Origin of the sequence: Chroogloeocystis siderophila 5.2 s.c.1, assembly GCF_001904655.1 — a bacterium.
GTDB lineage: Bacteria > Cyanobacteriota > Cyanobacteriia > Cyanobacteriales > Chroococcidiopsidaceae > Chroogloeocystis > Chroogloeocystis siderophila.
Genome location: NZ_MRCC01000017.1, coordinates 55564 through 78915, shown reverse-complemented (window position 1 = coordinate 78915; position 23352 = coordinate 55564). Strand labels below are relative to the sequence as shown.

Annotated in this window: 22 protein-coding genes; 13 read left to right on the top strand and 9 right to left on the bottom strand. The window is 43.9% G+C overall.

Features of this window, described 5'->3' with window-relative positions; all coding sequences use genetic code 11:
- Nucleotides 1-146 precede the first annotated feature (146 nt).
- Complete coding sequence (locus NIES1031_RS18760; protein ID WP_073551004.1) at nucleotides 147-2360, top strand: phosphoketolase family protein; 2214 nt, start codon at nucleotides 147-149, stop codon at nucleotides 2358-2360.
- 178 nt (nucleotides 2361-2538) lie between these two features.
- Here NIES1031_RS18760 and NIES1031_RS18755 read toward each other — a convergent pair whose 3' ends face one another.
- Nucleotides 2539-3897 carry a selenium-binding family protein gene (locus NIES1031_RS18755; RefSeq protein ID WP_073551003.1) on the bottom strand — a complete coding sequence of 453 codons (1359 nt, stop codon included), beginning with the start codon at nucleotides 3895-3897 and terminating at the stop codon, nucleotides 2539-2541.
- Nucleotides 3898-3970: 73 nt separating this feature from the next.
- On the bottom strand, nucleotides 3971-4864 hold the full coding sequence (gene cysH, locus NIES1031_RS18750; protein ID WP_236738906.1) for a phosphoadenosine phosphosulfate reductase: 894 nt from the start codon (nucleotides 4862-4864) through the stop codon (nucleotides 3971-3973).
- Between the two features lie 212 nt (nucleotides 4865-5076).
- Here cysH and cysK point away from each other — a divergent pair, with 212 nt between their 5' ends.
- The gene (cysK, locus tag NIES1031_RS18745; RefSeq protein WP_073551002.1) at nucleotides 5077-6054 is read left to right on the top strand and encodes a cysteine synthase A; all 978 of its coding nucleotides are present in this window, start codon (nucleotides 5077-5079) and stop codon (nucleotides 6052-6054) included.
- 326 nt (nucleotides 6055-6380) lie between these two features.
- Nucleotides 6381-8105, top strand: coding sequence for an ATP-binding protein (locus NIES1031_RS18740; protein WP_143167816.1), 1725 nt, complete (start codon nucleotides 6381-6383; stop codon nucleotides 8103-8105).
- Nucleotides 8106-8220: 115 nt separating this feature from the next.
- Here the strand turns inward: NIES1031_RS18740 and NIES1031_RS18735 are convergent, their stop codons facing one another.
- Nucleotides 8221-8718, bottom strand: a complete 498-nt coding sequence (locus tag NIES1031_RS18735; RefSeq protein WP_073551000.1) for a DUF2243 domain-containing protein — start codon at nucleotides 8716-8718, stop codon at nucleotides 8221-8223.
- Between the two features lie 131 nt (nucleotides 8719-8849).
- Here NIES1031_RS18735 and NIES1031_RS18730 point away from each other — a divergent pair, with 131 nt between their 5' ends.
- From NIES1031_RS18730 to mltA, 4 genes are all read left to right on the top strand, one after another.
- Nucleotides 8850-9317, top strand: coding sequence for a riboflavin biosynthesis intermediates N-glycosidase (locus NIES1031_RS18730; RefSeq protein WP_073550999.1), 468 nt, complete (start codon nucleotides 8850-8852; stop codon nucleotides 9315-9317).
- Between the two features lie 528 nt (nucleotides 9318-9845).
- On the top strand, nucleotides 9846-10616 hold the full coding sequence (locus NIES1031_RS18725) for a hypothetical protein (protein WP_073550998.1): 771 nt from the start codon (nucleotides 9846-9848) through the stop codon (nucleotides 10614-10616).
- 189 nt (nucleotides 10617-10805) lie between these two features.
- Nucleotides 10806-11057: a hypothetical protein gene (locus NIES1031_RS18720; RefSeq protein WP_073550997.1), complete on the top strand. Its 252-nt coding sequence runs from the start codon at nucleotides 10806-10808 to the stop codon at nucleotides 11055-11057.
- 13 nt (nucleotides 11058-11070) lie between these two features.
- Complete coding sequence (gene mltA / locus NIES1031_RS18715) at nucleotides 11071-12267, top strand: murein transglycosylase A (protein WP_073550996.1); 1197 nt, start codon at nucleotides 11071-11073, stop codon at nucleotides 12265-12267.
- Nucleotides 12268-12310: 43 nt separating this feature from the next.
- On the opposite strand, the gene NIES1031_RS18710 is transcribed toward mltA, so the two are convergent.
- The 4 genes from NIES1031_RS18710 to NIES1031_RS26420 form a co-directional block, all read right to left on the bottom strand.
- Nucleotides 12311-13195: a DUF5895 domain-containing protein gene (locus tag NIES1031_RS18710; protein ID WP_073550995.1), complete on the bottom strand. Its 885-nt coding sequence runs from the start codon at nucleotides 13193-13195 to the stop codon at nucleotides 12311-12313.
- Nucleotides 13196-13288: 93 nt separating this feature from the next.
- Nucleotides 13289-13873, bottom strand: a complete 585-nt coding sequence (locus NIES1031_RS25110; RefSeq protein WP_218596860.1) for a methylated-DNA--[protein]-cysteine S-methyltransferase — start codon at nucleotides 13871-13873, stop codon at nucleotides 13289-13291.
- Nucleotides 13788-14345 carry a bifunctional transcriptional activator/DNA repair enzyme AdaA gene (locus tag NIES1031_RS25105; protein ID WP_218596859.1) on the bottom strand — a complete coding sequence of 186 codons (558 nt, stop codon included), beginning with the start codon at nucleotides 14343-14345 and terminating at the stop codon, nucleotides 13788-13790. The genes NIES1031_RS25110 and NIES1031_RS25105 overlap by 86 nt, the downstream gene beginning before the upstream one ends.
- A 94-nt stretch (nucleotides 14346-14439) precedes the next feature.
- On the bottom strand, nucleotides 14440-14583 hold the full coding sequence (locus NIES1031_RS26420) for an EamA family transporter (protein ID WP_218596858.1): 144 nt from the start codon (nucleotides 14581-14583) through the stop codon (nucleotides 14440-14442).
- A gap of 420 nt (nucleotides 14584-15003) precedes the next feature.
- Between NIES1031_RS26420 and NIES1031_RS18695 the strand changes: the two genes are divergently transcribed.
- Entirely contained in the window at nucleotides 15004-16893 is a 1890-nt protein-coding gene (locus NIES1031_RS18695; protein ID WP_073550994.1) for a cation:proton antiporter, read from the top strand.
- 163 nt (nucleotides 16894-17056) lie between these two features.
- Here NIES1031_RS18695 and NIES1031_RS18690 read toward each other — a convergent pair whose 3' ends face one another.
- Entirely contained in the window at nucleotides 17057-17707 is a 651-nt protein-coding gene (locus NIES1031_RS18690; RefSeq protein ID WP_073550993.1) for a cytochrome b N-terminal domain-containing protein, read from the bottom strand.
- 104 nt (nucleotides 17708-17811) lie between these two features.
- On the bottom strand, nucleotides 17812-18561 hold the full coding sequence (locus NIES1031_RS18685; RefSeq protein WP_236738905.1) for an esterase/lipase family protein: 750 nt from the start codon (nucleotides 18559-18561) through the stop codon (nucleotides 17812-17814).
- A gap of 23 nt (nucleotides 18562-18584) precedes the next feature.
- On the opposite strand from NIES1031_RS18685, the gene NIES1031_RS18680 reads away from it, so the two are divergent.
- The 5 genes from NIES1031_RS18680 to NIES1031_RS18665 all read left to right on the top strand — a co-directional run bounded on the left by NIES1031_RS18680 (nucleotide 18585) and on the right by NIES1031_RS18665 (nucleotide 23324).
- On the top strand, nucleotides 18585-19319 hold the full coding sequence (locus tag NIES1031_RS18680) for a precorrin-2 C(20)-methyltransferase (protein WP_073550991.1): 735 nt from the start codon (nucleotides 18585-18587) through the stop codon (nucleotides 19317-19319).
- A 346-nt stretch (nucleotides 19320-19665) separates the two neighbouring features.
- On the top strand, nucleotides 19666-21222 hold the full coding sequence (locus NIES1031_RS18675; RefSeq protein WP_143167815.1) for a hypothetical protein: 1557 nt from the start codon (nucleotides 19666-19668) through the stop codon (nucleotides 21220-21222).
- A gap of 119 nt (nucleotides 21223-21341) precedes the next feature.
- The gene (locus NIES1031_RS23965; RefSeq protein ID WP_143167814.1) at nucleotides 21342-21533 is read left to right on the top strand and encodes a hypothetical protein; all 192 of its coding nucleotides are present in this window, start codon (nucleotides 21342-21344) and stop codon (nucleotides 21531-21533) included.
- Nucleotides 21534-21571: 38 nt separating this feature from the next.
- Entirely contained in the window at nucleotides 21572-22684 is a 1113-nt protein-coding gene (rfbB, locus tag NIES1031_RS18670) for a dTDP-glucose 4,6-dehydratase (RefSeq protein WP_073551038.1), read from the top strand.
- 244 nt (nucleotides 22685-22928) lie between these two features.
- Nucleotides 22929-23324 (top strand): cyclic di-GMP-binding domain-containing protein, MshE-related, encoded by a 396-nt coding sequence (locus NIES1031_RS18665; protein ID WP_073550989.1) that lies wholly within the window; start codon nucleotides 22929-22931, stop codon nucleotides 23322-23324.
- Nucleotides 23325-23352 lie beyond the last annotated feature (28 nt).

The window sequence follows — 23352 nt, the reverse complement described above, 5'->3', positions numbered from 1 at the left end:
GAAGTGTAACAATTTGCCCAGATTAGATTACCAGAATTGATTTTTGCCAGAAGTAGAAGTAATAATTTCGGGAATAGGGAAATTGTAAAATCGTTAGTTAAGCCACTTCAAGAGCAACAGTACTGTAATTACAGAGGAAATTGAGCATGACGGCATCGACGCAAGCGGCAAAGTTAGCAACTCCAGATTTCTGCGAAGGAATTCAGTATTTTGGAGAAATGCTGCCCGAATTTGAAACTTATGGCAAACAAGCCGCGATCGCCTCTGGTAATACGTCGATTAGCGACCTTGAAGATCCAGCGGTAGTTTTCCAAACGCTACTTGCTGCTGACGCGCTACGTTATCTAACATTACAAATTACGGCAAGCAAAGCTTCAGGACATCCAGGCGGATTTGCCAGCCAAGTCGAAGCGTATGCCGCATTAGTCATGCTGGGGCATAAAAACATTCTCACTGAAGTTGGGCATCACGCCCCAGGATTTTACAGTGCGATGTTTCTCGATAGATCCCTCGAAGACATGGGAATCAATACGGTACAACAACTGCGCGATCGCTTTCGCGAACATCACGGCTTACTCGGACACTTATCCGGTTGCATTCCAGGAATTCTCTCACCCGCAGGTCCGTTAGGACAAGGGCAACACTTCGCAATGGCAGCTGCGCGCTTGCACCGTGACAAGCTATTTCCTGTGACGATTGGTGACGGTGGATTAGGCGAACCTTACATTATGAGCAGTATGGCGCATTTTCACACCGCGTATCCAGGAATGACGAACTTTTTACCCGTGCTGGTGTGGAATGGTTTTAGCCAAGAGCATCATAGTATGGTGTCTACGCAATCCAACGAGCAGATGATGGCTTATTGGCACGGTAACGGCTTTGAGGAAGTTGTGTTAGTCGATGCCAAAGACTTTGACGACCAAGACCAATCAGGAAACTACGTCGATAGTACCGCGTTTTCTTTCAAGCAACGCCTAGCGTTTACCAAAGCAGTCCTCATCGCCGCCGACGAAGCCGCCAAATCGGCATTAAGTGGGACGCGTACAGTACTCATTATCAAACAATTAAAAGGTGCTGGAGTCCATGCAAGAGGCGCAAAATCGCACAACCTCTACGCTATGCATACGCTGGATAATCCAGATATTGTCAAGGCGCTGCAAGCCCGCGCCTTAGCCCCACAGGCTTGGCAATTGGTACGTACTAACTTTGAACGCGCGGGGGGTGGTCCTGCGAGTCGTGTTGCAGTGACCGAATCGGTTTTAGAATTACCAGAAATCGAAGATTTACCCTTAGAAGAATACGCTGTAGGTGGCGATCCAAAAGTTGCCACAACCGCGATGGGACGATTGGTAGGGAAAGTTGGTGAATGCGATCGCAACTTCTTGGTGACGAATGCGGATGGAAATGAAGCTTCAGGAATTGCCAATATCAACCAAGCCTTAAAAATCATTCACCCGACCGAAGATCCGCTGTACAATCAAAAACCTGGCGGACAAGTTTACGAACCACTCAGTGAAGATGCTTGCGCAGGTTTAGCCGCAGGTTCTGCACTTATGGGTAGTCGTACGTTGTGGTGTTCCTACGAATCTTTTGCAATCAATGGTTTACCCATTTGGCAAACTGTGACGCAAGCGATGGCAGAATTACGCCGCCCAACGCCATCGACAGTGACTTTATTTACGGCTGGCGCGTTAGAACAAGGTCGTAACGGTTGGACGCACCAACGCCCAGAGGTGGAAGCCTATTTTGCTGCGATGATGCGTAATGGCAATGTATTTCCAATCTTTCCCCTTGATGCTAACTGTATTCAAGTTGCGTATGAATGGGCATTGACAACAAAGAATAAAGGTATTGTCATCACTGCGAGTAAATCACCCTTACCAATTCGCACAACATTTGAACAAGGAAGAAAAGCAATTGCAGATGGTGCGATCGCACTGCAAGAAGCCTCTGGAAGTAAAACCGTTGTCTTTGCTGTTGTTGGTGACATGGTATTGCTACCAGTGTTAGAAGCTGCGTCGGCGCTTGCTGTTCAAGAAGTCGGCGTCAGAGTTGTATCGGTTGTTAATCCTCGTCGCTTGTATCGTCCAAGTGATGTTGCATGGGATAGCTGCGCTGAACCTGATGGCGATTTCCTTGATGATGCGGAATTTGAAAAGTTATTCGGTGCCGATGCTTTAATTGGGGTAACAGCGGGTGCAAGTGGAATGCTAGAACCAATCATGCTACGCAGTACCGCCAAACGCGATACGTTTGCTTGGAAACGCGGAGAAACAACCGCTAGCCCCGCCCAATTGATGGCGTTGAATGGTTTAACCGCAGAAAATTTAGTAAAACGTGCGATGGAATTAGTGAGTTAGCGCCCTAAATCCCCCAATAAATTGGGGGACTTTTCCATCATAAACTTCCTGTATGAAAAGAATTGCGAATAAATTCGCTGCTATATAAACTAAGTCCACGGATCAGAAGGCATCTATGATTCATGTAGGAAGGCTATTTATTGATCTGTCGGTTTGAGTCACACCGCGAGCGCACTTTCTAAATCCAAATATCCGAAGTACAATCGCCGCCAGGATAACGCATCTCGTGCGCGCGTGCGGGTCCTGCGGGTTCTTTGCCAAAGTCTACATAAAAGTTTTCATTGATTTTTAGACCGCCGTTTTCGGTGTCGCAGTCAATTTGCAACATATACGAACCACTTTTTGCCAAGTCTGGGTAAAATTGATTGTCCCAAGTACTAAATAGCGAGTTGGTGACATAAAGCCGCTTACCGTCAAGACTTAATTGCAGCATTTGCGGTCCGCCTTGAAGTTTACGTCCTTGCACTTCACCACCTTTACTTAACAAGCCACCGCACCAAACTTGTCCTGTTAGCTTGGGCTGCGATGGATCGCTAATGTCGTACTGGCGAATGTCACCATGCAACCAGTTGGAGAAATACAAATAGCGATCGCTCATGGAAATCAGAATATCTGTAATCAGCGACGGTACAGGAATTGCCCAACCTTCGACATCAACCGATGGAACATCAATCACTTTCTCGACTTGCCAATGTCCGTTTGGTTTGTGCCAATGCCATACATTACTACTGAGTGCTGTACCAACAAAACCATGCGTACTATCAGGATCGTGATGAAACCGAACTTCTAACGGAATTAACCCTTCTGTGCCTAAATCTACACTTTGGATGATTTTATGCTGCGACCAATCCCAAAAGTGCAGGTGATGACCGTAGTTTCCAGCGGTAACATCATCAAGGTCAAAGCCAGGGTAATACGTTTTTGGCGCGCCCCACTCGCTACTCACCATGACGTTATGACGCGGTTGATACCAAAAGTCATAGTTAAAGTTCATTCCTGAGGAGAGTTCCCAACGTCCCGCAATTTCAAAATCCGCGTTGAGTAATAAAAAACCACCAGGCGCATTACCTTCGCTGTCGCCCAACATCGAAATCATTACATGACTATCCGCAAGGCAATGTACCGTATGCGGTGCAGTTAAATTCGTCTTTTGAATAATTTCTTCAGGTTCAATAACTTTGTGGATTTTGGGCGATCGCGTCTCGGCGACATCAATAATATAAATTCGACTCGATCTTTGACCAGGAACTACCAAAAAGCGCCGCGATTTACTCGCATCGCCATGACACGAACTGCAAGCATTCCAACCAAAATGATGTAATTCATCACCAATATACGGCATCGGTAAGCGATGAATCACTTGCGAATAGGTCGGAGAGTTAGGGTCAACATCGATCGTGGCTAAGTAATCAGGTTCTTCGATTCCTGTTCCTGTGTAAAGCGCGATCGTATAAAGTAGCTTTTCGCGTTCAGCTTGAATTGCATCTGCTGGCGACGCGTAACCTGGTCCACAACAAGCATGATTGTGATTGCTCATTTCTCTTACACCAAAAGCAGTAAGATTCTGGAATCAAAGTCCTCGATCTCCAACCATTGTGCCAGAGTTAAGTTTACAAATGAATACCACATTCTGTTTTCCCCATACCTCGCCAACGTCCTGCGCGTTCGTCTTCACCCGCATTTACTGGTGTTGTTGTTGGTTCGTCGCCAATACTTGGATAGCCCTGATCGTGTAGTGGATTGTAAAGCACGTTATGTCTCATGACATACTTCCACACATCTTGGCGCGTCCAACTTGCTAAGGGGTTAATTTTAAGTCGTCCGTGTTTGTCTTGTTCAAAAATCGGAGTATGCGATCGCGTTGACGATTGGTCGCGGCGTCTTCCGGTAATCCACGCCGTCGCACCTAACTCGCGCAAGCCCCGCTGTAGTGGTTCAACTTTCGTTAAGTAATGGTATTTCTCAAAATCTTTTTCCCACAGCGATTCTCCGTAGCGCGCCGCAAAGCTTTCTCGCGAATCCGCATCAGGAACTCGATATACGTGCAAATCTAACTCATAAAGCTTTTGGGCGTCGCGCACAAGCTCTAAAGTTTCTGGAAAATGGTGTAGCGTATCCAGAAATAAAACTGGTACCGGAGGATTCGGCGCGATTTGGTAGAGCATATGCATAATTGCCATACCATTAACGTTAAAAGCACTACTTTGAACTAAACCAGGGCGCAAATTTTCTAAGCACCACCCCAGTATATTAATTGGATGAACCTCAGCAAAGCGCTGATTTAGTTCGTTTAAATCAAAACTTTGTGTTGTATCTACTGCGACATCTTGAACGAGCATATTTGTAACAGAGGTCAGAGATCGGGGGTTGGGGGTCAGGGCTAAAACAAGCGATAGGCAATGCTTAACCCGTAGTTGGAGAGCGGTTTGCATTAGTGCAGCAGTTTCCTTTGTTGCAGACTTTGCAGTAGCGTTGGCGATCGCTTGGTGCCAATCCTTGTTCACTCTGACAAAGTTTTTTTGCTGATTCTGGGTATCCTCTCCTATTTTAATCTACTGTATTTTGGTAGGAATATCGTATTTTTATCTTTTGAGCAACTCAAAGTATGACATATAAAGAAATCCAAAGCAAGCCTTAAAATACTAAAAATCCATCGGAAAACCGGAGTATAATAAAAATTACCTGTTAAGCTGTGGCTAGTAGAGCCTGTAAAACGATGCGAATTGCTCAAGATATTACTCAGTTAGTCGGTCGAACACCTCTTGTACAACTCAATCGCATTCCGCAATCAGAAGGATGTGTAGGACGAATCGTCGTTAAACTAGAAGGAATGAATCCCGCAGCTTCTGTCAAAGACCGTATCGGTGTCAGTATGGTAGCAGCTGCCGAGGAAGCGGGTTTAATTGAACCTGGAAAAACTGTATTAGTAGAGCCGACTTCGGGTAACACAGGTATTGCTTTGGCAATGGTCGCAGCGGCGAAAGGCTATCGATTAATTGTGACAATGCCGGATACGATGAGCATTGAACGGCAAACGATGCTCAAAGCTTATGGTGTAGAACTGATTTTAACATCAGGCGCACAAGGGATGCGAGGTGCGATCGCCCGTGCGGAAGAAATTGCGGCAAAAACGCCTCATTCATTTATGCCACAGCAGTTTCGCAATTCCGCAAATCCGAAAATTCATCGCGAGACAACCGCTGAAGAAATTTGGACAGATACTGATGGTGAAGTGGATATTCTGATTTCTGGTGTTGGCACAGGCGGTACACTTACCGGAGTCGCTGAAGTCATTAAAGCACGTAAACCGAGTTTTCAGGCGATCGCGGTTGAACCTATTGCTAGTCCAGTTCTTTCTGGCGGTAATCCAGGAGGACACAAAATCCAAGGAATTGGTGCAGGATTCGTCCCAGAGATTTTACGCACCGACTTGATTGATGAGATTATCACGGTCAAAGATGATGATGCGATGGATTATGGTCGTCGTTTGGCACGCGAAGAAGGATTGCTATCAGGTATTTCCTCCGGCGCGGCTTTAGCTGCGGCGATTCGAGTCGCAAAGCGTCCCGAAAATGCTGGAAAATTGATCGTCATGATTCAACCGAGTTTTGGCGAACGCTACTTGAGTACAGCAATGTTTCGCGAAGATCTCATAGAAACTCCTGCTTTAGCGGGAATTGGTGCTGATAACTAAGGCTAAATTGGTAATCAGTCTCCTGCATGAATCACATATGCCATACGACTAAAGTCGAGGCTATCCAAGCAAAGTGTACCTTCGTACACTCAAACAAGATTTTTGAGAGGGTAAGGCGTGCCTTACCCGCAGTACACGGAGGTGGACTTTGTTAATCAAGAAATAGCGAATTCATTTGCGATTCTCTTCACACAGGATGTCTAATGACCAATTACTAGTTACCAATCACCTCACAACCAAAATCTCTCGAAGTGCTAATACTGGATTTTAGTAATCTTGTTTACAATAGTTCACAATAGATAAACGTAAATCAAGATACCATTCCAGTGAACGGAGACGAGTTTATTAAGCAGATTCAAGATGTGTATACGCACATGACTGAACTGCAACAGAATGCTAGCTTATTGTCCTCACCACAGCAAAGTCAGATAACGACAGCTTTAGAGCAATTAAGTACGGCTTTACGAGAACTACAAGTGACAGAAGAAACAATTCGGTTGCTACTCTCAGCAGTACAGCAATCGCGCGATTCGATTCTGATCACAACAGAAAAACTCGATCCTCCAGGACCGGAAATTGTTTATGTGAATCCAGCCTTTAGCCAGATGACGGGCTATGCCATTGAGGAAGTGTTAGGCAAAACACCTCGTTTACTCCAAGGTGCCAATACGGATCGTAAAGTCCTAAAAGACTTACGCAGACATCTTTTAGAGGGTATATCATTTCACGGCGAGGCAATTAATTATCACAAAGACGGCACAGAATTTTTTGTGGAGTGGAATATCACCCCCATTCGTAATATTAATCACTCAATTACGCATTTTATAGCGATTCAGCGCGATATCACCACCCGTAAACACATGGAACAAGAACGCGATCGCCTGCTACAACGCGAACAAGCGATGCGAACTGAAGCCGAAGCCGCAAACCGAGTTAAAGATGAATTTTTAGCGACACTCTCGCACGAACTGAGAACCCCACTAACACCAATTCTTGGGTGGTCAAAACTTTTACAATCAAATAAATTACCAGAAGATAAGCTGCAAGAAGCATTAGTTAGTATTGAGCAACACGCCAAACGTCAGGCGCAACTTGTTGACGATCTGCTGGATATATCACGGATTATCCAAGGTAAGCTAACGCTCAATTTAACTGCTGTCAGCTTGGTGACTTTGATCTCAGAAGCATTAGAAACCGTGCGTCTTGCAGCCGAAGCTAAGTCAATTCAAATCAAAACAACGCTGAACGCGACAGTTGGACAAGTGATGGGTGATGCAAGTAGATTGCAACAAGTCATCTGGAACTTGCTTTCTAATGCTATTAAGTTTACACCTGAAAGCGGTTTGATCGCGGTGGAACTTGAACGTGTAGAGCGCTACGCGCAAGTAACGATCAGCGATAATGGACAAGGTATTCAGCCTGATTTTTTACCTTATGTATTTGACCGTTTCCGTCAAGAAGATAGCTCAATTACACGCCGCTTTGGTGGTTTGGGGCTAGGACTTGCGATCTCGCGACAAATCGTCGAAGCGCACGGCGGAACGATTGCAGTTCAAAGTCCTGGTGTAGGACAAGGCGCAACTTTTATTCTTAAACTACCGCTGATAACAACTCCGCAAAAGTTACCCGCAAACACTGAACCGCCGAAACCCGACTTAGATTTAAGTCATACCAAAGTTTTAGTAGTAGAAGATGACGCGGGTACGCAAGAATTTGTAACATTCGTTCTTGAACAATATCGCGCTAAAGTGACGCGGGCAAGTACCGCAGTTGATGCACTCAACACTCTACCTCGTTTTCAACCAGATCTACTCGTCATTGATATTGGGCTACCTCAAATTGATGGTTATGCGCTGATGCGTCAAATTCGCAACCTGTCGCCAGAAAAAGGCGGACAAATTCCTGCGATCGCCCTCACCGCGTACGCCAGCGATCGAGATCGACAACAAGCGCTTGCAGCCGGTTTTCAAAAGCATCTTCCAAAACCAATCGAACCGTATGATTTAGTTGCTGTTGTTGCTGAACTCACAAAATACAGTGATAATTGGTAGCATTTAGCTATCTATTAGCCTTTGTGCAAAATTTCTTTCCAAGCTTTCACTCCGTTGGCGATCGCAAAAAACTTATGAAGTGCAACGACGTTTATACTTTCCCTAAGATGGCGAACTAAGAGAATTGGCGATCGCCAGAAAGCTGATCAGCGCGAATTAACAACCCTCCCACGATTGCGAGAGTTGCTCCAACAACGAGAAAGCCAATATCCCAAAGCAACTCGTTTACACCTGGTTTTACATGGTGAATGCCAAGAATCTGATGGTCAATCAATCCTTCTATTAAATTAAATAGTCCTGCACCGACAAGAATGGAGCCAAAAAAAGTACGAGACGACCAAGGGACATCTTCACGCTTACCTGCGCGCCAGAGTAAAACAACTCCGACAGTCGTCATCACCCATGTGCCTGCCTCAAATAAACCATCCCCAACCATATTTAGTTCTAATTCTGGAACAGTTGTAGCAGGTCGAACGCTACTTAACATATGATGCCACTGGAGGATTTGGTGCAGTAAAATGCCATCGAAGAACCCTCCTAAACCTAGACCGAGAAAAACACCAGCAGCCACTAATGGGCTGTAGCGTTGCGTCTTCTCGTTATTCACCTCCATACGGAAACCTCACCTTGTGATAACAGCGACTACCTTGCAGTACTTGCTGCCATTTAATTTAAATGAGAAATTTCAGTGCTTGCTCTATCTACAGGCATGATAGAACTTGGCGTGTCAGAGATTTGCGGAAGATGACGATTTACTTTTATAAAGTGAATGAGCCTTACGGCTGTTTCTCCAATTTTTCACCTCATGGAGTTTTTTTACAAGGTAAACACTGGCAAACCGTCGAACACTACTATCAAGCACAAAAGTTTGTGGGAACCGCAGAAGCCGCAATTATTCCTGTCATTCACGCCGTAAAAACGCCAGAGGAAGCCGCAGCGTTAGGACGTGACTGTACGCGCCCAGTACGCCCTGACTGGGAACAAGTCAAAATTTCTGTCATGCGCGAAGCTGTATTACAAAAATTTCTCACCCACAAAGACATTCAAGCAATTTTACTTGCTACCGGCGACACGCTGCTTGTGGAAAATTCACCTACGGATTATTACTGGGGTTGCGGTGTAGATAAAACAGGTCAGAACCATCTGGGACAAGTTCTTATGAGTGTGCGCGAACAAATCCGTACAGTATATACTGCGAACAACTACTGCTAACGAAATTGTCTTTGTTTTTGAGCAGCGATCGCTGTTTGCTATCGTTTTTTGAGTTTAACTATGAGAGTCCAACTGTTTATATAACTTTATATTGGCTGAGTTATTACTTTTTGAATTTGTCTATTTCATCAGTCAACAATGATCTGCTACTTATTGTTTTAGAAGTGGATAAAGTAAAGTTTGATTGCATCCGCTTGCATCCTGATAGCTAAGTGTTTAACTTAGTAATTGAAGCTTCTCAAGCTTCCCTGGCAGATACAACAGCCTAAGAAAAAAAACAAACTAGTATAAGAGGTAAAAGCGCTGTTTAACTATCATCTGTCTCGTCAAACAAAAAACGACACCCAAGTCGAATGCTAATATTTCCTCAAGCTGGCAATTGGGGGCGATGTATTCTAATGGATACAACCCTGGGAAGCTAATTTTATAAGAGGAAGTGTCTTAGCTAGTAGAGTTTTGGGTGTTGTTTTGTTTTAGAGTAGAATTTTGAGAGTAATGAACATAAAGTCAGCATAAACAGCGCACGGTATGGCGATTATTGCTCTAAAAGCTTGGTATATTCACGAATATGAACCGCTAGAAGAATTAGAAAAACGTCCTCACGATCTGCGCCTCAGCAAAAACAGTTTATTAAAATCTGCGCTTAGGGCAGATTTTTTAGAAGATCGCGAACAAGTTAAACAATCGACATGGTTTCAGCGTTACTTACAAGGAGAGAACGTTGAATTTTACATTGAAGGTAGCGGTGGTTATACAATCGCGAATATTGACCTGAGTAGCCATGAAATTTATTTCACGAAGCAGACGGTCATGGCGTCGTTAGAGCCAACAATCTTTTTTTGTTATCAAACCGAGTATACAGCTTCTAGTGAAGCTTTAAGAGAAGAATTACAAAAAGCGATCGCTACCTTAAATAAGCGATCGCGGATCGAATTATCATTAATTGAATCACATCGCTCTGGTGATAGCTGTATACGCTTGAATAGCACCGCGATGCAAAAAATTCGTAAAAGTTTATTATTTATTGCCGATAGTACACCGATTACAAGTATTGACAGCAAAGGGAAGGCGCAGCTTATTCTTAGCCCGAATGTCTGTGTTGAAATTGGCTATGCGATCCAAAGCAAGCGAACCGAACAAATTGTTCTCGCACAGATGCAGCGAAAAGATTTAGCTGGACAACTACCTTTTGATTTACCTAATTACCAATTATTGCAATTCAATAACAGCATAGAACTTGGTACAATACTGCCTCAAGTCATGGAAACACAACTTCAGCGATTCAATTTATTTACGTAATTGGTTTGCTGAGAAGGTAGAGGCTAAAGTCTAAGCTCACTTAAACTAGCGTTTTACTCTTAGTTCTTAGCTATATTGTGGTAGCCTATTTTAACCCTAACCTCTGACTCCTTTCTACCGCCTCTTCTCAATTTCGAGTCGAGTCAGTTAGAAATGAATGCGATGCATTCGTAAATTAACGTTATTTGTATGCCGAGAACTCCTAACGAATACGTGGTACATCTTCTCATCGAGGGCGGACACAGAGAAGAAGTGCGTTTTCCGACAATCCAAGAATTTCAGAAGTGGTACAGCAGTGAATTAACACCAAAGGCGGCTTCTAATGACTTTATTAGCGTACCGATCAAAAATATTCAAGGAGAGTACCTTGTGGTGCGTCCATCGAAGATTGTAGCAATTCGGGTGGAGCCGATATTTAGCTCTAGTGTGGAACGATTTTAGTGTGGAGTGAACGATGAGAAAAAAAACGGCTTTAATGACCCTAAGTTTAGCCGCTGCTATCTTGACGACAGTACCAGCGGTGGCGCGGATACCATTGCGACCTGTTTCTGACACACAACGCGTTCAAAAGCAAAATACTGATTGTTGTCAGACTGAAATATTAGGGTTAGATGAGCAAATTTTTTGGGGTCAAAGTGGTCAACCTGGAGATAAACACGCCTTACTAACATCAATTGATCATAGTTTACGTTATATTAAATCTCCAGCCGCGACAGCCGCATATCGACGCTATCGAGGAACGGGAATTACCCGCGATCGCGTTCAACGTAGTTTAGAGCGTTTTCGACAATTAGTTGTGCGTTCAAATTCACCGGAAGAACTACAAGCTGCGGTATCGCGTGAGTTCGTGTTTTACCAGTCTACAGGGCGAGACGGCAAAGGCGATGTTCTTTACACGGCTTACTATGAACCGATTTATCAAGCCAGCCGCGTTCCCACCGCAGAATTTCGTTATCCATTGTATCGGCTACCGCCAAATTTCAAATCTTGGCGCAAACCGCACCCCACTCGCCAAGAACTCGAAGGTAAAGATGGTTTGCTAGGCGACAAAAGTAGACTCAAGGGGTTAGAAATTGTTTGGTTACGTGATCGCCTAGAAGCATTTTTAGCCCAAATTCAAGGATCAGCACGGCTGCAACTCGCTGATGGAAAAATGATTTCAATTGGTTTTGCAGGAAAAACAGACTACCCTTACACCAGTATTGGCAAAGAATTAGCCAAAGACGGCAAATTACCGTTAGCGGGTTTAACGTTACCAGTGATGATCGACTACTTTACGCAATACCCAGCCGAGCTTAATAACTATTTACCGCGTAATCGTGGTTTTGTGTTCTTCCGAGAAACAGGAGGTGCGCCAGCCGTCGGATCTTTGGGAGTACCCGTCACCGCAGATCGCTCGATCGCGACAGATAAATCACTCATGCCGCCTGGTGCTTTAGCATTGATTCATACGCAACTACCGTTTCCTAACGATTTTACAGGCAGTATGGAATATCGCCTTGTGAGCCGCTACGTTTTAGATCAAGATACGGGTGGTGCGATTAAAGGGCCAGGACGAGTAGATTATTTCATGGGTACAGGTAAACTAGCCGGCGATCGCGCTGGAGTGACTGGTCATCGTGGACATTTGTATTATTTGTTACTGAAATAAACTCAAGTGGTGGGGACATCTTGTTTGTCCCCTTGCTATTTACTTAATAAGGTGCAGCATCAAAATCATATTCATCAAAGCGATCGCTATCAGCAATTTCCTCTACGTCAGGAGTACTAGCAGCTTCTAATTTTGGTTGTTCTTTACCAAAATCTTGATAAGTTTCAAACGTTTGACAAATGACAGCAGATTCTTCTGAATTTGTCGGAATTAAGTACTCTACTAAGTTCTCTGCTGTCGGATGCTCGTAGTCTACTGTAACAGCCACTAAAGCTTTATTAGGTGCTGTTCCTCTTTCCTCAGAGGTAATGATAGGGCAAAAAACGCCGTGAGCGTGAAACAGTCCACTTTTAGCTGCAAATGATTGATGACGAAAAGCAGCATAAGCTTTTTCCAGTTCTAACGTAAACCCACTCGTGACTTGACCATTTTTTGAGGTACGAAACGCTGTACTAAAACTTGCCCCAGCTGCACCGCTTAATGTCAAGCGCAATGGAGAATGATGCAGCAGCTTTTGATTTTTTCCTACCAAGAAAACGAGATAACGTGTAAACGTTTTAAATTTTGGCTTCTCGTTGGTAAAACTTTCGTAATGATCTATCAGACGACCCAAAGTGGTATTTGTCGTACGATCTTTGATACAAACAGGTCCGCGATGTAGGACTAATATTCGCGGAGTACTTGTCATTAACAACTCAACAATTTCGCCCGAACCAAAAGTATATTCTACTTGCTGCCAATTCTCATCAGGTGTAAAACCAACAAGTTTTGCGTTTTCTTGCGTAATCGCTAATCCATACGGCTTCAATCCATTTTCACCCCATTGCGGGTTAATCATTTGACACCAAGGCAGTATCTCAGAAGCAGGTGCTTTAAATTTGTCATCATCAAAATCAAAACTGGGAGTATGCGTTACAGATGAAACCATTGCAATATATTAAATAAGGTTGACAAGAGGTTACTCGTCATTCAGAGTTCCCAGCTTTAGCAACAATGAGTACCGTAGAAATACGGTTATTTTTCAAAGCTGTTGTTCCATTTCCAATAGTGCTTGTTTCAGAGAAACGCCCCAACGATACCCTCCCAATCCTCCGGTTTTCGGTAATACGCGATGACAGGGAATAATGAGAGCAACAGGGTTTGTCGCACAAGCACGCGCTACAGCACGAACTGCGGTAGGATGTCCAATCGCGCAAGCAACATCGCTGTAACTCACTATTGTACCGAGAGGAATTTGCTTTAGTGCTTCCCAAACTTGCAGTTGAAATGCAGTGGCTTTGACATCGTAGGGAAGTTCTGGTAAAGGCAATTTACCACTGAGATAATCTACTAAAGCTTGAAGAATCCATTCTTGTAGTTTATCATCGGCACGATGTAGCAATGCGTAGCGAAATTCATTACGAAGTTCGTTTTCTAGTTTTGTTAAATCGTCTCCTAGTTTAACACTACATATCCCGCGTGTCGTTGCTGCAATTGTTAGATAACCCAGTGGCGAGTTTGCGCTTGTATAGCGAATTGCTTCACCTTTCCCGCGTCGTTTGTATGTAGCAGGACTCATTCCGAGTTGTTCGGGTGCTTTTTTTATAAAGGCGACTACTTGAACCATAGCCGACTGCGTAAAGCCCATCAGTAATTTCTGCACCTTGGTGGAGATGTTGTTTCAATCGTTTTATTCGTTGGGCGTTTGCGTATTCAAACAAAGTGACACTAATAATTTGCTTAAATACTCGTTGGAAGTAAGTAGGAGTTAATGCTACTTGAGTACTCAATTCTGTCAGGGTGGGAATGCGATCGCTTTGTGCTTCAATATAACGATAGGCTGTGAGAACCTTATCGAGTGTAGGCGCGAGGATTTTTTGTGGTTGACATCGCTTACAAGGACGAAACCCTTGTGATTCAGCGGCTTCTTGCGCCGATTGAAAAAATGTTACTTGGTTGCGGTTTGGTTTACGACTAGGACAGCTAGGGCGACAATAAATCTTAGTCGAGTGTACGCTGTAGAAAATTTTGCCATCAGATTGCGAGTCTCGATTTAAAATTGCTTGCCATTCTTGTAAAGAATCTAATGCTGAGTTCATTTTGATATGTGCAATAGTTTTTTGACGAACCACAGAGGACACTGAGAACACAGAGTTGGCAGTATGAGAGAGGTTGACTGGAATGAGACTGAAGTTAGCTGCTTTTTGTTATAAGTCTGCCATCAATTGCGACAAGTCCAACAAAGATCAATGCCATACCTGCGATCGCATTCCATGTCAGCTGTTCATTTAAGATAAATACACCAAGGAACAGTGCACTGACGGGAATTAAGGTCAAACTAGCATGGATTTAGGGGGCTTATTCGCAGGATTTATCCAGGAGATTTATTTCTTTGCTGTCAGTATGACCACAGCATAAGCTTTCTTTTCGCTTCATCTCTATTCGATACTTGCGATTAAGTAGAAAGTATTTTTGAGTAAAAAACTACTTTCTACTTTTGAGAAATACGTAATATTACGACTAATTCATAAGTCAGCGATTGCTTTTTCGACGCGGACAACCATAAGTTAACTTAATCAATAAAAAATTTATTTTGCTTTATTCTCTAAACAATATGAGAGAATATGTATTCTAAAATACAATTAACCGTAATAAATTAAAACTTCACAACAGAGGGAGCGTGTAGTGTTACACCGAGCAGCGCGAATATCGACTATCCTTAACGAAAGGTTATGACAGAGACTTTGCAAGTCCCCTATGGAAGCATCGTTTGAACTTACCTTGCAAATGGTTATTGCTGTCGCTGCTGGCATTGGTGCTCAGGTAGTGGCAGAATACCTCAAAGTACCAAGTATCGTGTTTTTGCTGCTATTTGGTATTTTGTTGGGTGCTGATGGCATCGGGCTACTTCATCCCCATTCATTGGGTTCTGGCTTAGAAGTCATTGTCGCGCTGGCAACCGCTGTTATTCTGTTTGAGGGTGGATTTAACCTAGAACTGCGCGAATTAGGCAAGGTTTCTGGCAGTTTGCGGAATTTGGTAACAATTGGTACTGCAATTACGCTGATCGGTGCAGGTATGGCGGCGCATTGGTTAAGTGAATTCCCGTGGACAATTGCTTTTCTCTATGCATCCTTGGTTGTTGTCACTGGACCTACGGTTATTAGTCCTCTTCTTAAACTTGTTAAAGTCGATCGTCAAGTGGCGACATTGTTGGAGGGAGAAGGGGTTTTAATCGATCCTGTAGGGGCGATCCTCGCGGTTGTGATTCTCGATACGATTCTCAATGGCGAAACCGATCCAATTCGTGCAATCAGTGGCTTGATTATCCGTCTCGGTATTGGTGGAGGTATTGGCGCGATCGGTGGCTTATTATTCGGCTTAATGTTCAAGCGTGCCAATTTTTTGTCCGACGAACTCAAAAATCTAGTCGTTTTAGCGGGAGTGTGGGGATTATTTACGTTAGCTCAACTCGTTCGTAGTGAATCGGGATTGATGGCAACCGTTGTTGCAGGTATTGTACTACGCGCTTCATCTGTACCAGAAGAACGATTGTTAAGGCGATTTAAAGGACAACTCACGATCCTAGGCGTTTCGGTGCTGTTTATCTTGCTCTCAGCAGATTTATCGCTGGCGAGTATTTTAGCTTTAGGATGGGGTAGCTTATTTACTGTTCTGACATTAATGTTTGTTATCCGCCCACTGAATGTAGGGATATGTACGTGGAATAGCGATCTCAATTGGCGACAAAAGCTGTTTTTATGTTGGATCGCACCACGAGGCATTGTTTCTGCGTCGGTTGCCTCTTTATTTTCAATTTTCTTAACTGAACGCGGCATCAACGGCGGAGATTCGATTAAAGCACTCGTTTTCTTAACAATTATCTTGACTGTTGTTTGTCAAGGATTGACTGCGGGTTGGGTTGCGAGTTGGTTACAGATTACTTCGAAAGAAGCAACGGGAGCGGTTATTGTAGGTTGTAACCCGTTAAGTGTTTTAATTGCGCGTTTGTTTCAAGAACGTGGCGAGTCTGTAGTGATAATTGATACTGACCCTGTGGCAGCGCAACAGGCAGAAGCCGAAAATATTCGCGTGATCGTTCGCAGTGCTTTAGATAAAGGCGTGTTGGAAGAAGCCGAACTCGACTCGGTAGGAACTTTTTTGGCAATGACGAATAACGGTGAAGTTAATTTTGTTCTAGCACAGCGGGCTGCGGAAGAGTTTAATCCTCCACGCGTTTTGGCAGTTTTTCCGCGCACCCCGGAAGCGAATAATGCTACGGGTAAAGCAAAGGTGCAGCAAGCTTTTATTGCCGACTTGCCGCTGAAAACTTGGAATGAATACCTCAAGGATGGCAGAGTTAAGTTAGGCACAACAACTTTAACCGAGCGCGAGTTTTCTTTTCAACAAGCTCATTTACAAGCTTTGATGCGCACTGAAGCGATTGTTCCGTTGTTTCTCGAACGCGAAGATCAGTTTCTGATTGCACCAGCGACAGAAGAGTGGCAACCAAGCGATCGCATTATCTACATCTTGCACGATCCCAGACCGAATCTGCTCAAACGTTTGTCAGGCGATTGCAATGCAAGGCGTTTGAATGTAGAAAAGCTTTCTAAAGTTGAAGAAGTTCCCATTCCACCGCTGTAAAACAAAAGCGACTAGCCTTTGACTAATTGCTTTAAATCATATCAAATCCAGTTGATTGGTGATAACAAAAATGGTTAGTCAAGGGGAAGGGTGACTATTAACTAACCATTAACAGCGAAACGATACCGATATTCTAGTTATTTAGCTGGAGATGATATCACAATCAAATTTGCGAAAATGTGGTTTCTTCTGTTTTTACTTCGCTTGTCATCAGTGAAGTTTCTGCCACAGCGCCTTTCATTTCTTTTTCTTGCTGTAGTAAACTCCACAAGTGAACGATAGCAAGCGCGATCGCACCGACAGAGAGAAGATAGCTGTGTATTGTGTAAAGGTGCGCAACTGTTGTTGTATTGACGGCTCCGCCACCTGTCAGAATATTGCGTAACGTACCACCAATGAACGGAATTGCTTCAATCGTGCTTAACTCGATGCGAAAACGCCAGTAGCCAACTTGACTCCAGTCGAGGATAATTGCTGTCCAACTTAAACCAATTCCAGTTAAAGTTAGCAAGATACCACTAATCCAAGCAGTCAACCAACTCGACCGAAACTGTCTGCCTAAAAACATAACGACAATCTGAATTAAGGCGGTGACGATTAAGGCATTACCTGCAATGTCATGAATACTATGAATTAACAAGCCATTTGGAATTTCAGTGTCAATCCAGTTTAATGACTGATAGGCTCTACCGGCGACGGGTTCGTAGTAGAAAGACAGCAAAATTCCTGTCACTGCTGCCATGACGCTTAATGAAATAATTGCTACCGATAGAATAGTCGCGAGTCGCCGCAGGACGAATTCATACGATTTCATAACTAATTTTTCCCTGCGTTTACAAAGTGTATAGTTTTATTAAGATCTTAACGCGATTTTTAATAAAGAAGCTCTTTTGCAAAGCAGATTTTAATTAATTGTGCTTATGCTAGGTACGTCACCCAGAACGGTAGTATAGAGGGCGAACCGTACCACAAACCAGGCGATCGCGGTGAGTGATTGACACCTTCAATGATTAAGTTTTCTGCACCATCGAGATGCGCAGCAACGATCGGCGTAATGCCATCACCCCAACAATTGCCTTGACCACAAGTTAATTGATAACTACTGTAAGCTAACCAACTACCGCGACGGCGTTGCCCAAAGATGGTTTTTCCCGCAACACAGACATAACGAACGTGTGGGTAAAAAGCACCTGGATAGTTGTGATTGACAAAATCCAGACTCCAGCGCGTCCAGCGTTCTAAACTCGTGTGCGGAGTTCCGAGGGTGATTAATGTCGCAACGTACTGGTGTGCTTGCCAAGGTGTTGTTAAATCGACTTGGGCAAGACTACTATACGGCTTATCCCCTAAGTAGATACGAGAAATCCACCCGCCAGCCGAGTGTCCTATCAAATTAATTCTTGACGCGTTGTATTGCTCTAGGGCTTGCTTGACCGTGCGATCGAGTTGCTGCAAAATTGGTGTCACTGGTTTGCCGCCCAAAGTCACTAACCAATCACGACGCCGCAACGGTACAGTAACTGTAGGCAATCCCTGTTGCTGTAAAGATTGTTCGAGTTCGCGGTAAGCGATCGCACCTTCAAGATATCCAGGCAGAATAACAGTCGGCAGCATGAGAAGCGAGAAGCTAGGAACTAGGAGCGAGGGGACAAATTTCAGTATACTCATATTCATTCCCTAGCCTCTTGTTGATGGTAATCGGTACTCTTTACGGCATTAGTGTAGGACCTGGCGATCCTGAATTGATTACCTTGAAAGGTTGGCGTTGTTTGCAACAAGCGCCAGTTGTAGCTTTTCCAGCAGGAGTTCAAGGTAAACAAGGGTTAGCGCAGCAAATTATCGCGCAGTGGTTGAATCCGCAGCAAGTGCAATTAGCACTGATTTTTCCCTACGTACAAGATATGACGGTATTAACAGCCGCATGGGAAACCGCAGCACAACAAGTTTGGCAATATCTCAGTCAAGGCAAAGACGTGGCGTTTGCGTGTGAAGGTGACGTCAGTTTTTACAGCACGTTTACCTACTTAGCACAAACACTACAAGCACTACAACCCAAGGCGATCGTTAAAGTTATCCCTGGAGTTTGTTCGCCAATGGCGGCTACCGCAGCGTTGGGATTGCCATTAACTTTGCGACAACAGCGACTGGTTGTGTTACCAGCACTTTATACGGTGAAGGAATTAGAAACAGTACTTGATTGGGCTGATGTTGTTGTCTTGATGAAAGTAAGTTCGGTTTATGAGAAAGTGTGGGCGATATTGCAGCAGCGGCAGTTGCTAGAAAATAGCGCGATTGTCGAATACGCAACTTTACCACAACAAAAAATTTATACTGACTTGCGATCACATCCCACACTAAAGTTAGCGTATTTTTCACTGCTTATCGTGCAACTTCGGCGATTGCGCAACGTCGTAGAACAAAAGTAGAGGGCAGAGAAAAATCACTTATGGATAGATTTTTAGCCACAATTTTATTAAGATTTGTGTAGAATTATACACAGTGTCATATGCATTCATCTGAGTTTCAATCTCACGTTTTTTCCCTAGTGGCTTAGCAATTTGAATATTTGTCTGTACACAGTTAACAATGAATACTCATTTTCTCAATCAAAAACTGGTAACTTTGCTGTTCTAGTGTTAAGAGTAGAAAGGTTAATATCAAGATCCATAGGCATACTTCTTTCGACAGAAGTCGTATGTTACACCTCGACGAGTATCGCGTTACTCGCAGTCATTAGCTTGTAATCCGGAGACGAGTGTACCTTTAGCTATCATGTCCTACGCCTCCCTGATGAGAACTTTACCAGAAAGCTTTCGCTCGACCAATGGCATGGCTGCCGTAGCATCCTTAGGCATTCATGGATTGCTGTTGATCGTTTTGCCATTTTTACCATACGATTCGCAATTAGCCGCAAATATTCAGCAGCGAACTGTGGGAATTGTAGAGCTAACTCCTGAAGAACAAAGCCGTCTGCCAGGAGCGTCCTCAGTACCCGCAGCATTGCCACCATTTGCCACACAGCAGAGTCCCTTACCGCCGTTACCTCCGCCGCCACCATTTCCCGTAGGGGCGCTGCCACCATTACCAGACCCGATTGCGCTGCCGCCATCAATTGGTTTACCGCCAGTAGGTAGCAACTCCTTACAAGCGTTACGACCTAATCAAACGTTTATTTTGCCTGTATCGCCAGAACGTAGTAACCGCACAACAAGCGGAGTACCCAAGGTCAATCCCAGCCGAAACAGCCAACAGGCTTTCTCTACAGGTTCTATAATCAACGCCCCACCACCGCCGCCTATTCTGAATACACTACCGCCACCACCGCCACTCGGCAATCTCCAACCTCCCGTAGCAGCAGCACCAAACCAAAATCAAAACCGTACGTACAATTCAGGAGAATTATTACCACCGGTACCGCAATGGCGACAGCCGAGTAATGCAGGACTACCAGCCATGCGCTTGAATCCAGCGGAGCCATTTTCTCCTGAGGGAGTACCACCAAGTCAAGTAGCACAAACGCTGCCGACACCTCCTAATTTAGTTCAGCCGCAACAGCCCCAAAGTCAACCACAACAGCAAGTTGCCGTAGTTAACCCAACGCAACCTGTTGAGTCAGGTCCTCGACCTCAACAACTACCAGAACGCGGTAAGCAGGAACTCTTAGCACTACAGCAAAAAATTCGCGAGGAACGCGCTGCGACAAATCCACCTGCAGCTGCTGCACCACAAACTGCTACTAACCCACAACCTGTAGAGCCACACACGGCAGAACAGACACGACAACAACAAATTGTCGCTGCACTGCGTAGCGAGCCAAATACGGCTAGTGCGACTAATCCTGCTCAGCCAGACAATACCGCAGAACAAACACGACGACAACAAATTGTTGCCGCATTGCGTAGCGAGCCAAATACTGCTGGTGGTTCGGGTTCTGGTCTATCTGCAACGAGTGACAGAGATGCGCAATTGCAAGCGTGGGCGAAACGTCAAAGTACCATCCAGCAAAACTACTCGAATGTGGTGACCAAAGCACCTATATATAAAACGATTAAGTCTTGCGATCGCGGACTAGAAGGCGTTGCAGTTTTGGGAGTCGTTGTCAATCCCGCTGGTAGAATTGTTTCTGGACCTGATTTTCTTTCGCGCAAAGGGGCGGCGAGTGTTGAGCAGGCTGCTAAAGAATATGTTCAAGCATACGAATTTCCCAAGGGTGAAAGTTCAGTAAATCAACAGTTCCACTTGCAATACCAGTACGATATAGCTAATTGCGCTGCTCAACCTCCAGAAACGCCAAATACACCAGAACAACCCCAACAATCAGATGCGTAATAGCTGCTAATTGATCCTGACTACACCAGGCTCAATTCTGATTTCATTTCTGTCAGACAGCACAGAAACTTTAGACTACTTGCATAAATCGGAACTTGATTTTCGGCATTGCTTAATCAATGTATGAATCGTTAAGTAACCGCACTCGTATCAGTCCCCTAAATCTACGCCACTTGCTACAACGGGGGATAACCCTTAAGGGCGCACTGGTTCCCCAAGTTTGGGGAACTTTGCTCAGAAATCAGAAAAAGGCTGAGTGTTTGATGGCTTTAGCAATGAAATCTGCTTTACAAGTGCTGCGCGAGGAGTGATACTATTTGGGATTTTCGATCGAGCAAGGGAAGATTTTGTGAGTAGGGCAGAGAATCAGCGATTAAACTCTCCGCAGCCGAGGCGGCTATTGGTGACTGGAGGCGCAGGCTTTATTGGTACAAATTTTGTGCATTCTTGGTGTACAACTTATCCTGAAGACCGCGTAGTTGTTCTAGATGCCTTAACTTATGCAGGAAATCGTAGTAACTTAGCAAGTTGGGAAGCAACAGAAAATTTTCGCTTTTTCCAAGGGAATATTTGCGATCGCACAGTTTTAGACCAACTTTTACAAACTGAGGCGATTGATACAGTTGTGCATTTTGCTGCGGAATCTCATGTAGACCGTTCGATTTTGGGACCCGCTGCGTTTGTCCAAACTAATGTTGTTGGGACTTTCACGCTGCTAGAAGCATTTCTACAACACTGGCGTACTTGTGGACAACCAGATCATCATCGCTTTCTTCACGTTTCTACTGATGAAGTCTACGGTAGTCTTAATCCCAACGATCCTGCATTTACTGAAAAGACTCCTTATGCACCCAATAGCCCGTATTCGGCTTCTAAAGCTGGTAGCGATCACTTAGTACGTGCCTACTATCATACTTATCATCTACCAACAATCATTACAAATTGCTCGAATAATTACGGTCCCTATCAGTTTCCTGAGAAGCTCATTCCTTTAATGTGCATCAATTGCTTGCTTGGTAAACAACTACCTGTATACGGTGATGGACAAAATGTCCGTGATTGGCTATATGTAGGCGATCATTGTACAGCTTTAGGTGTTGTCATTCATCAAGGTTTACCTGGAGAAGTTTATAACATTGGTGGCAATAATGAGGTTAAAAATATCGACTTGGTGCAAATGCTATGTGACATTATGGATGAACTAGCAATTGATTTACCAGTGCGTCCAGCACGCGAACTCATCACTTTTGTTCAGGATCGACCAGGACACGATCGCCGTTATGCGATTGATGCGACTAAAATTAAAACTCAACTCAGCTGGACACCCGCAATAACTGTCGCTGAGGGATTGCGTCGTACAGTTGAATGGTATCTCACGCACCGCGATTGGTGGCAACCTTTACTGTCTGACGAGTATCAAGAATACTACCATAAAGTTTATCTTTCTCAGCATCAAAGTTAAAAACTTTATACGTTAGTAAACGCGTTTTACGAAAAATTCTTAGTTTTTATTAGTAAGACTTTGCTTACAAAGTCTTACTTTGCTCTTTATAGTTTCTATACCACAAACTATCCAAAAAAGGGAATCATAAAAATGTAAGTATCTTGTTGTCAGTACTTGCTAAGAAATTTTGTATGAATTACTTAAACGTAATATTTTCCTATATAAAAACGCTTGAATAGCATAATTAAGTCAAGGATTAGTAATGTTTACTAAAACTTTTGAGAGAAAAGTAGAAAAAGCTGCTCTCGGCGAAATGCTAGTACGTAAAGGCTTAATTTCTCAAGACAAACTAGAACCTGTCTTAGCTGAGCAACGCCGCATTCAAAAACAACTTGGACAAATCTTAGTAGAAAAACAATTAGTGTCTCAAGGGACGCTTAATCGAGTTTTAGCAGAGCAGCAAATTAAGCTTGGTCAATTACTCATTCAAGAAAAATTGATTTCCGCCAATGCGCTAGAGCAATTTTTACTTGAGCAGCAATACAACAATAAACCTTTAGGAAAATTATTGGTTGAGAAATGTGTCATCTCGCAGCAAAGCTTAGATAACATTTTAGAAAAACAATATTGGCAAAAAAAAGGGTTTTGGTTGATTTAGTAAGATAAATTTTAAAGTATCCTACCTA

Bases quoted from the DNA above. Each gene is read 5' to 3' on its own strand.
- NIES1031_RS18675 (WP_143167815.1), top strand. From the start codon at position 19,666: ATGTCCTACGCCTCCCTGATGAGAACTTTACCAGAAAGCTTTCGCTCG.
- NIES1031_RS25105 (WP_218596859.1), bottom strand. From the start codon at position 14,345: ATGAACTCAGCATTAGATTCTTTACAAGAATGGCAAGCAATTTTAAAT.
- NIES1031_RS18760 (WP_073551004.1), top strand. From the start codon at position 147: ATGACGGCATCGACGCAAGCGGCAAAGTTAGCAACTCCAGATTTCTGC.
- NIES1031_RS18720 (WP_073550997.1), top strand. From the start codon at position 10,806: ATGCCGAGAACTCCTAACGAATACGTGGTACATCTTCTCATCGAGGGC.
- NIES1031_RS18680 (WP_073550991.1), top strand. From the start codon at position 18,585: ATGGTAATCGGTACTCTTTACGGCATTAGTGTAGGACCTGGCGATCCT.
- NIES1031_RS18685 (WP_236738905.1), bottom strand. From the start codon at position 18,561: ATGAGTATACTGAAATTTGTCCCCTCGCTCCTAGTTCCTAGCTTCTCG.
- cysK (WP_073551002.1), top strand. From the start codon at position 5,077: ATGCGAATTGCTCAAGATATTACTCAGTTAGTCGGTCGAACACCTCTT.
- NIES1031_RS18755 (WP_073551003.1), bottom strand. From the start codon at position 3,897: ATGAGCAATCACAATCATGCTTGTTGTGGACCAGGTTACGCGTCGCCA.
- NIES1031_RS18725 (WP_073550998.1), top strand. From the start codon at position 9,846: ATGGCGATTATTGCTCTAAAAGCTTGGTATATTCACGAATATGAACCG.
- NIES1031_RS18710 (WP_073550995.1), bottom strand. From the start codon at position 13,195: ATGGTTTCATCTGTAACGCATACTCCCAGTTTTGATTTTGATGATGAC.
- NIES1031_RS18690 (WP_073550993.1), bottom strand. From the start codon at position 17,707: ATGAAATCGTATGAATTCGTCCTGCGGCGACTCGCGACTATTCTATCG.
- NIES1031_RS18730 (WP_073550999.1), top strand. From the start codon at position 8,850: ATGACGATTTACTTTTATAAAGTGAATGAGCCTTACGGCTGTTTCTCC.
- NIES1031_RS25110 (WP_218596860.1), bottom strand. From the start codon at position 13,873: ATGGTTCAAGTAGTCGCCTTTATAAAAAAAGCACCCGAACAACTCGGA.
- NIES1031_RS23965 (WP_143167814.1), top strand. From the start codon at position 21,342: ATGTATGAATCGTTAAGTAACCGCACTCGTATCAGTCCCCTAAATCTA.
- mltA (WP_073550996.1), top strand. From the start codon at position 11,071: ATGAGAAAAAAAACGGCTTTAATGACCCTAAGTTTAGCCGCTGCTATC.
- NIES1031_RS18665 (WP_073550989.1), top strand. From the start codon at position 22,929: ATGTTTACTAAAACTTTTGAGAGAAAAGTAGAAAAAGCTGCTCTCGGC.
- NIES1031_RS18735 (WP_073551000.1), bottom strand. From the start codon at position 8,718: ATGGAGGTGAATAACGAGAAGACGCAACGCTACAGCCCATTAGTGGCT.
- NIES1031_RS18695 (WP_073550994.1), top strand. From the start codon at position 15,004: ATGGAAGCATCGTTTGAACTTACCTTGCAAATGGTTATTGCTGTCGCT.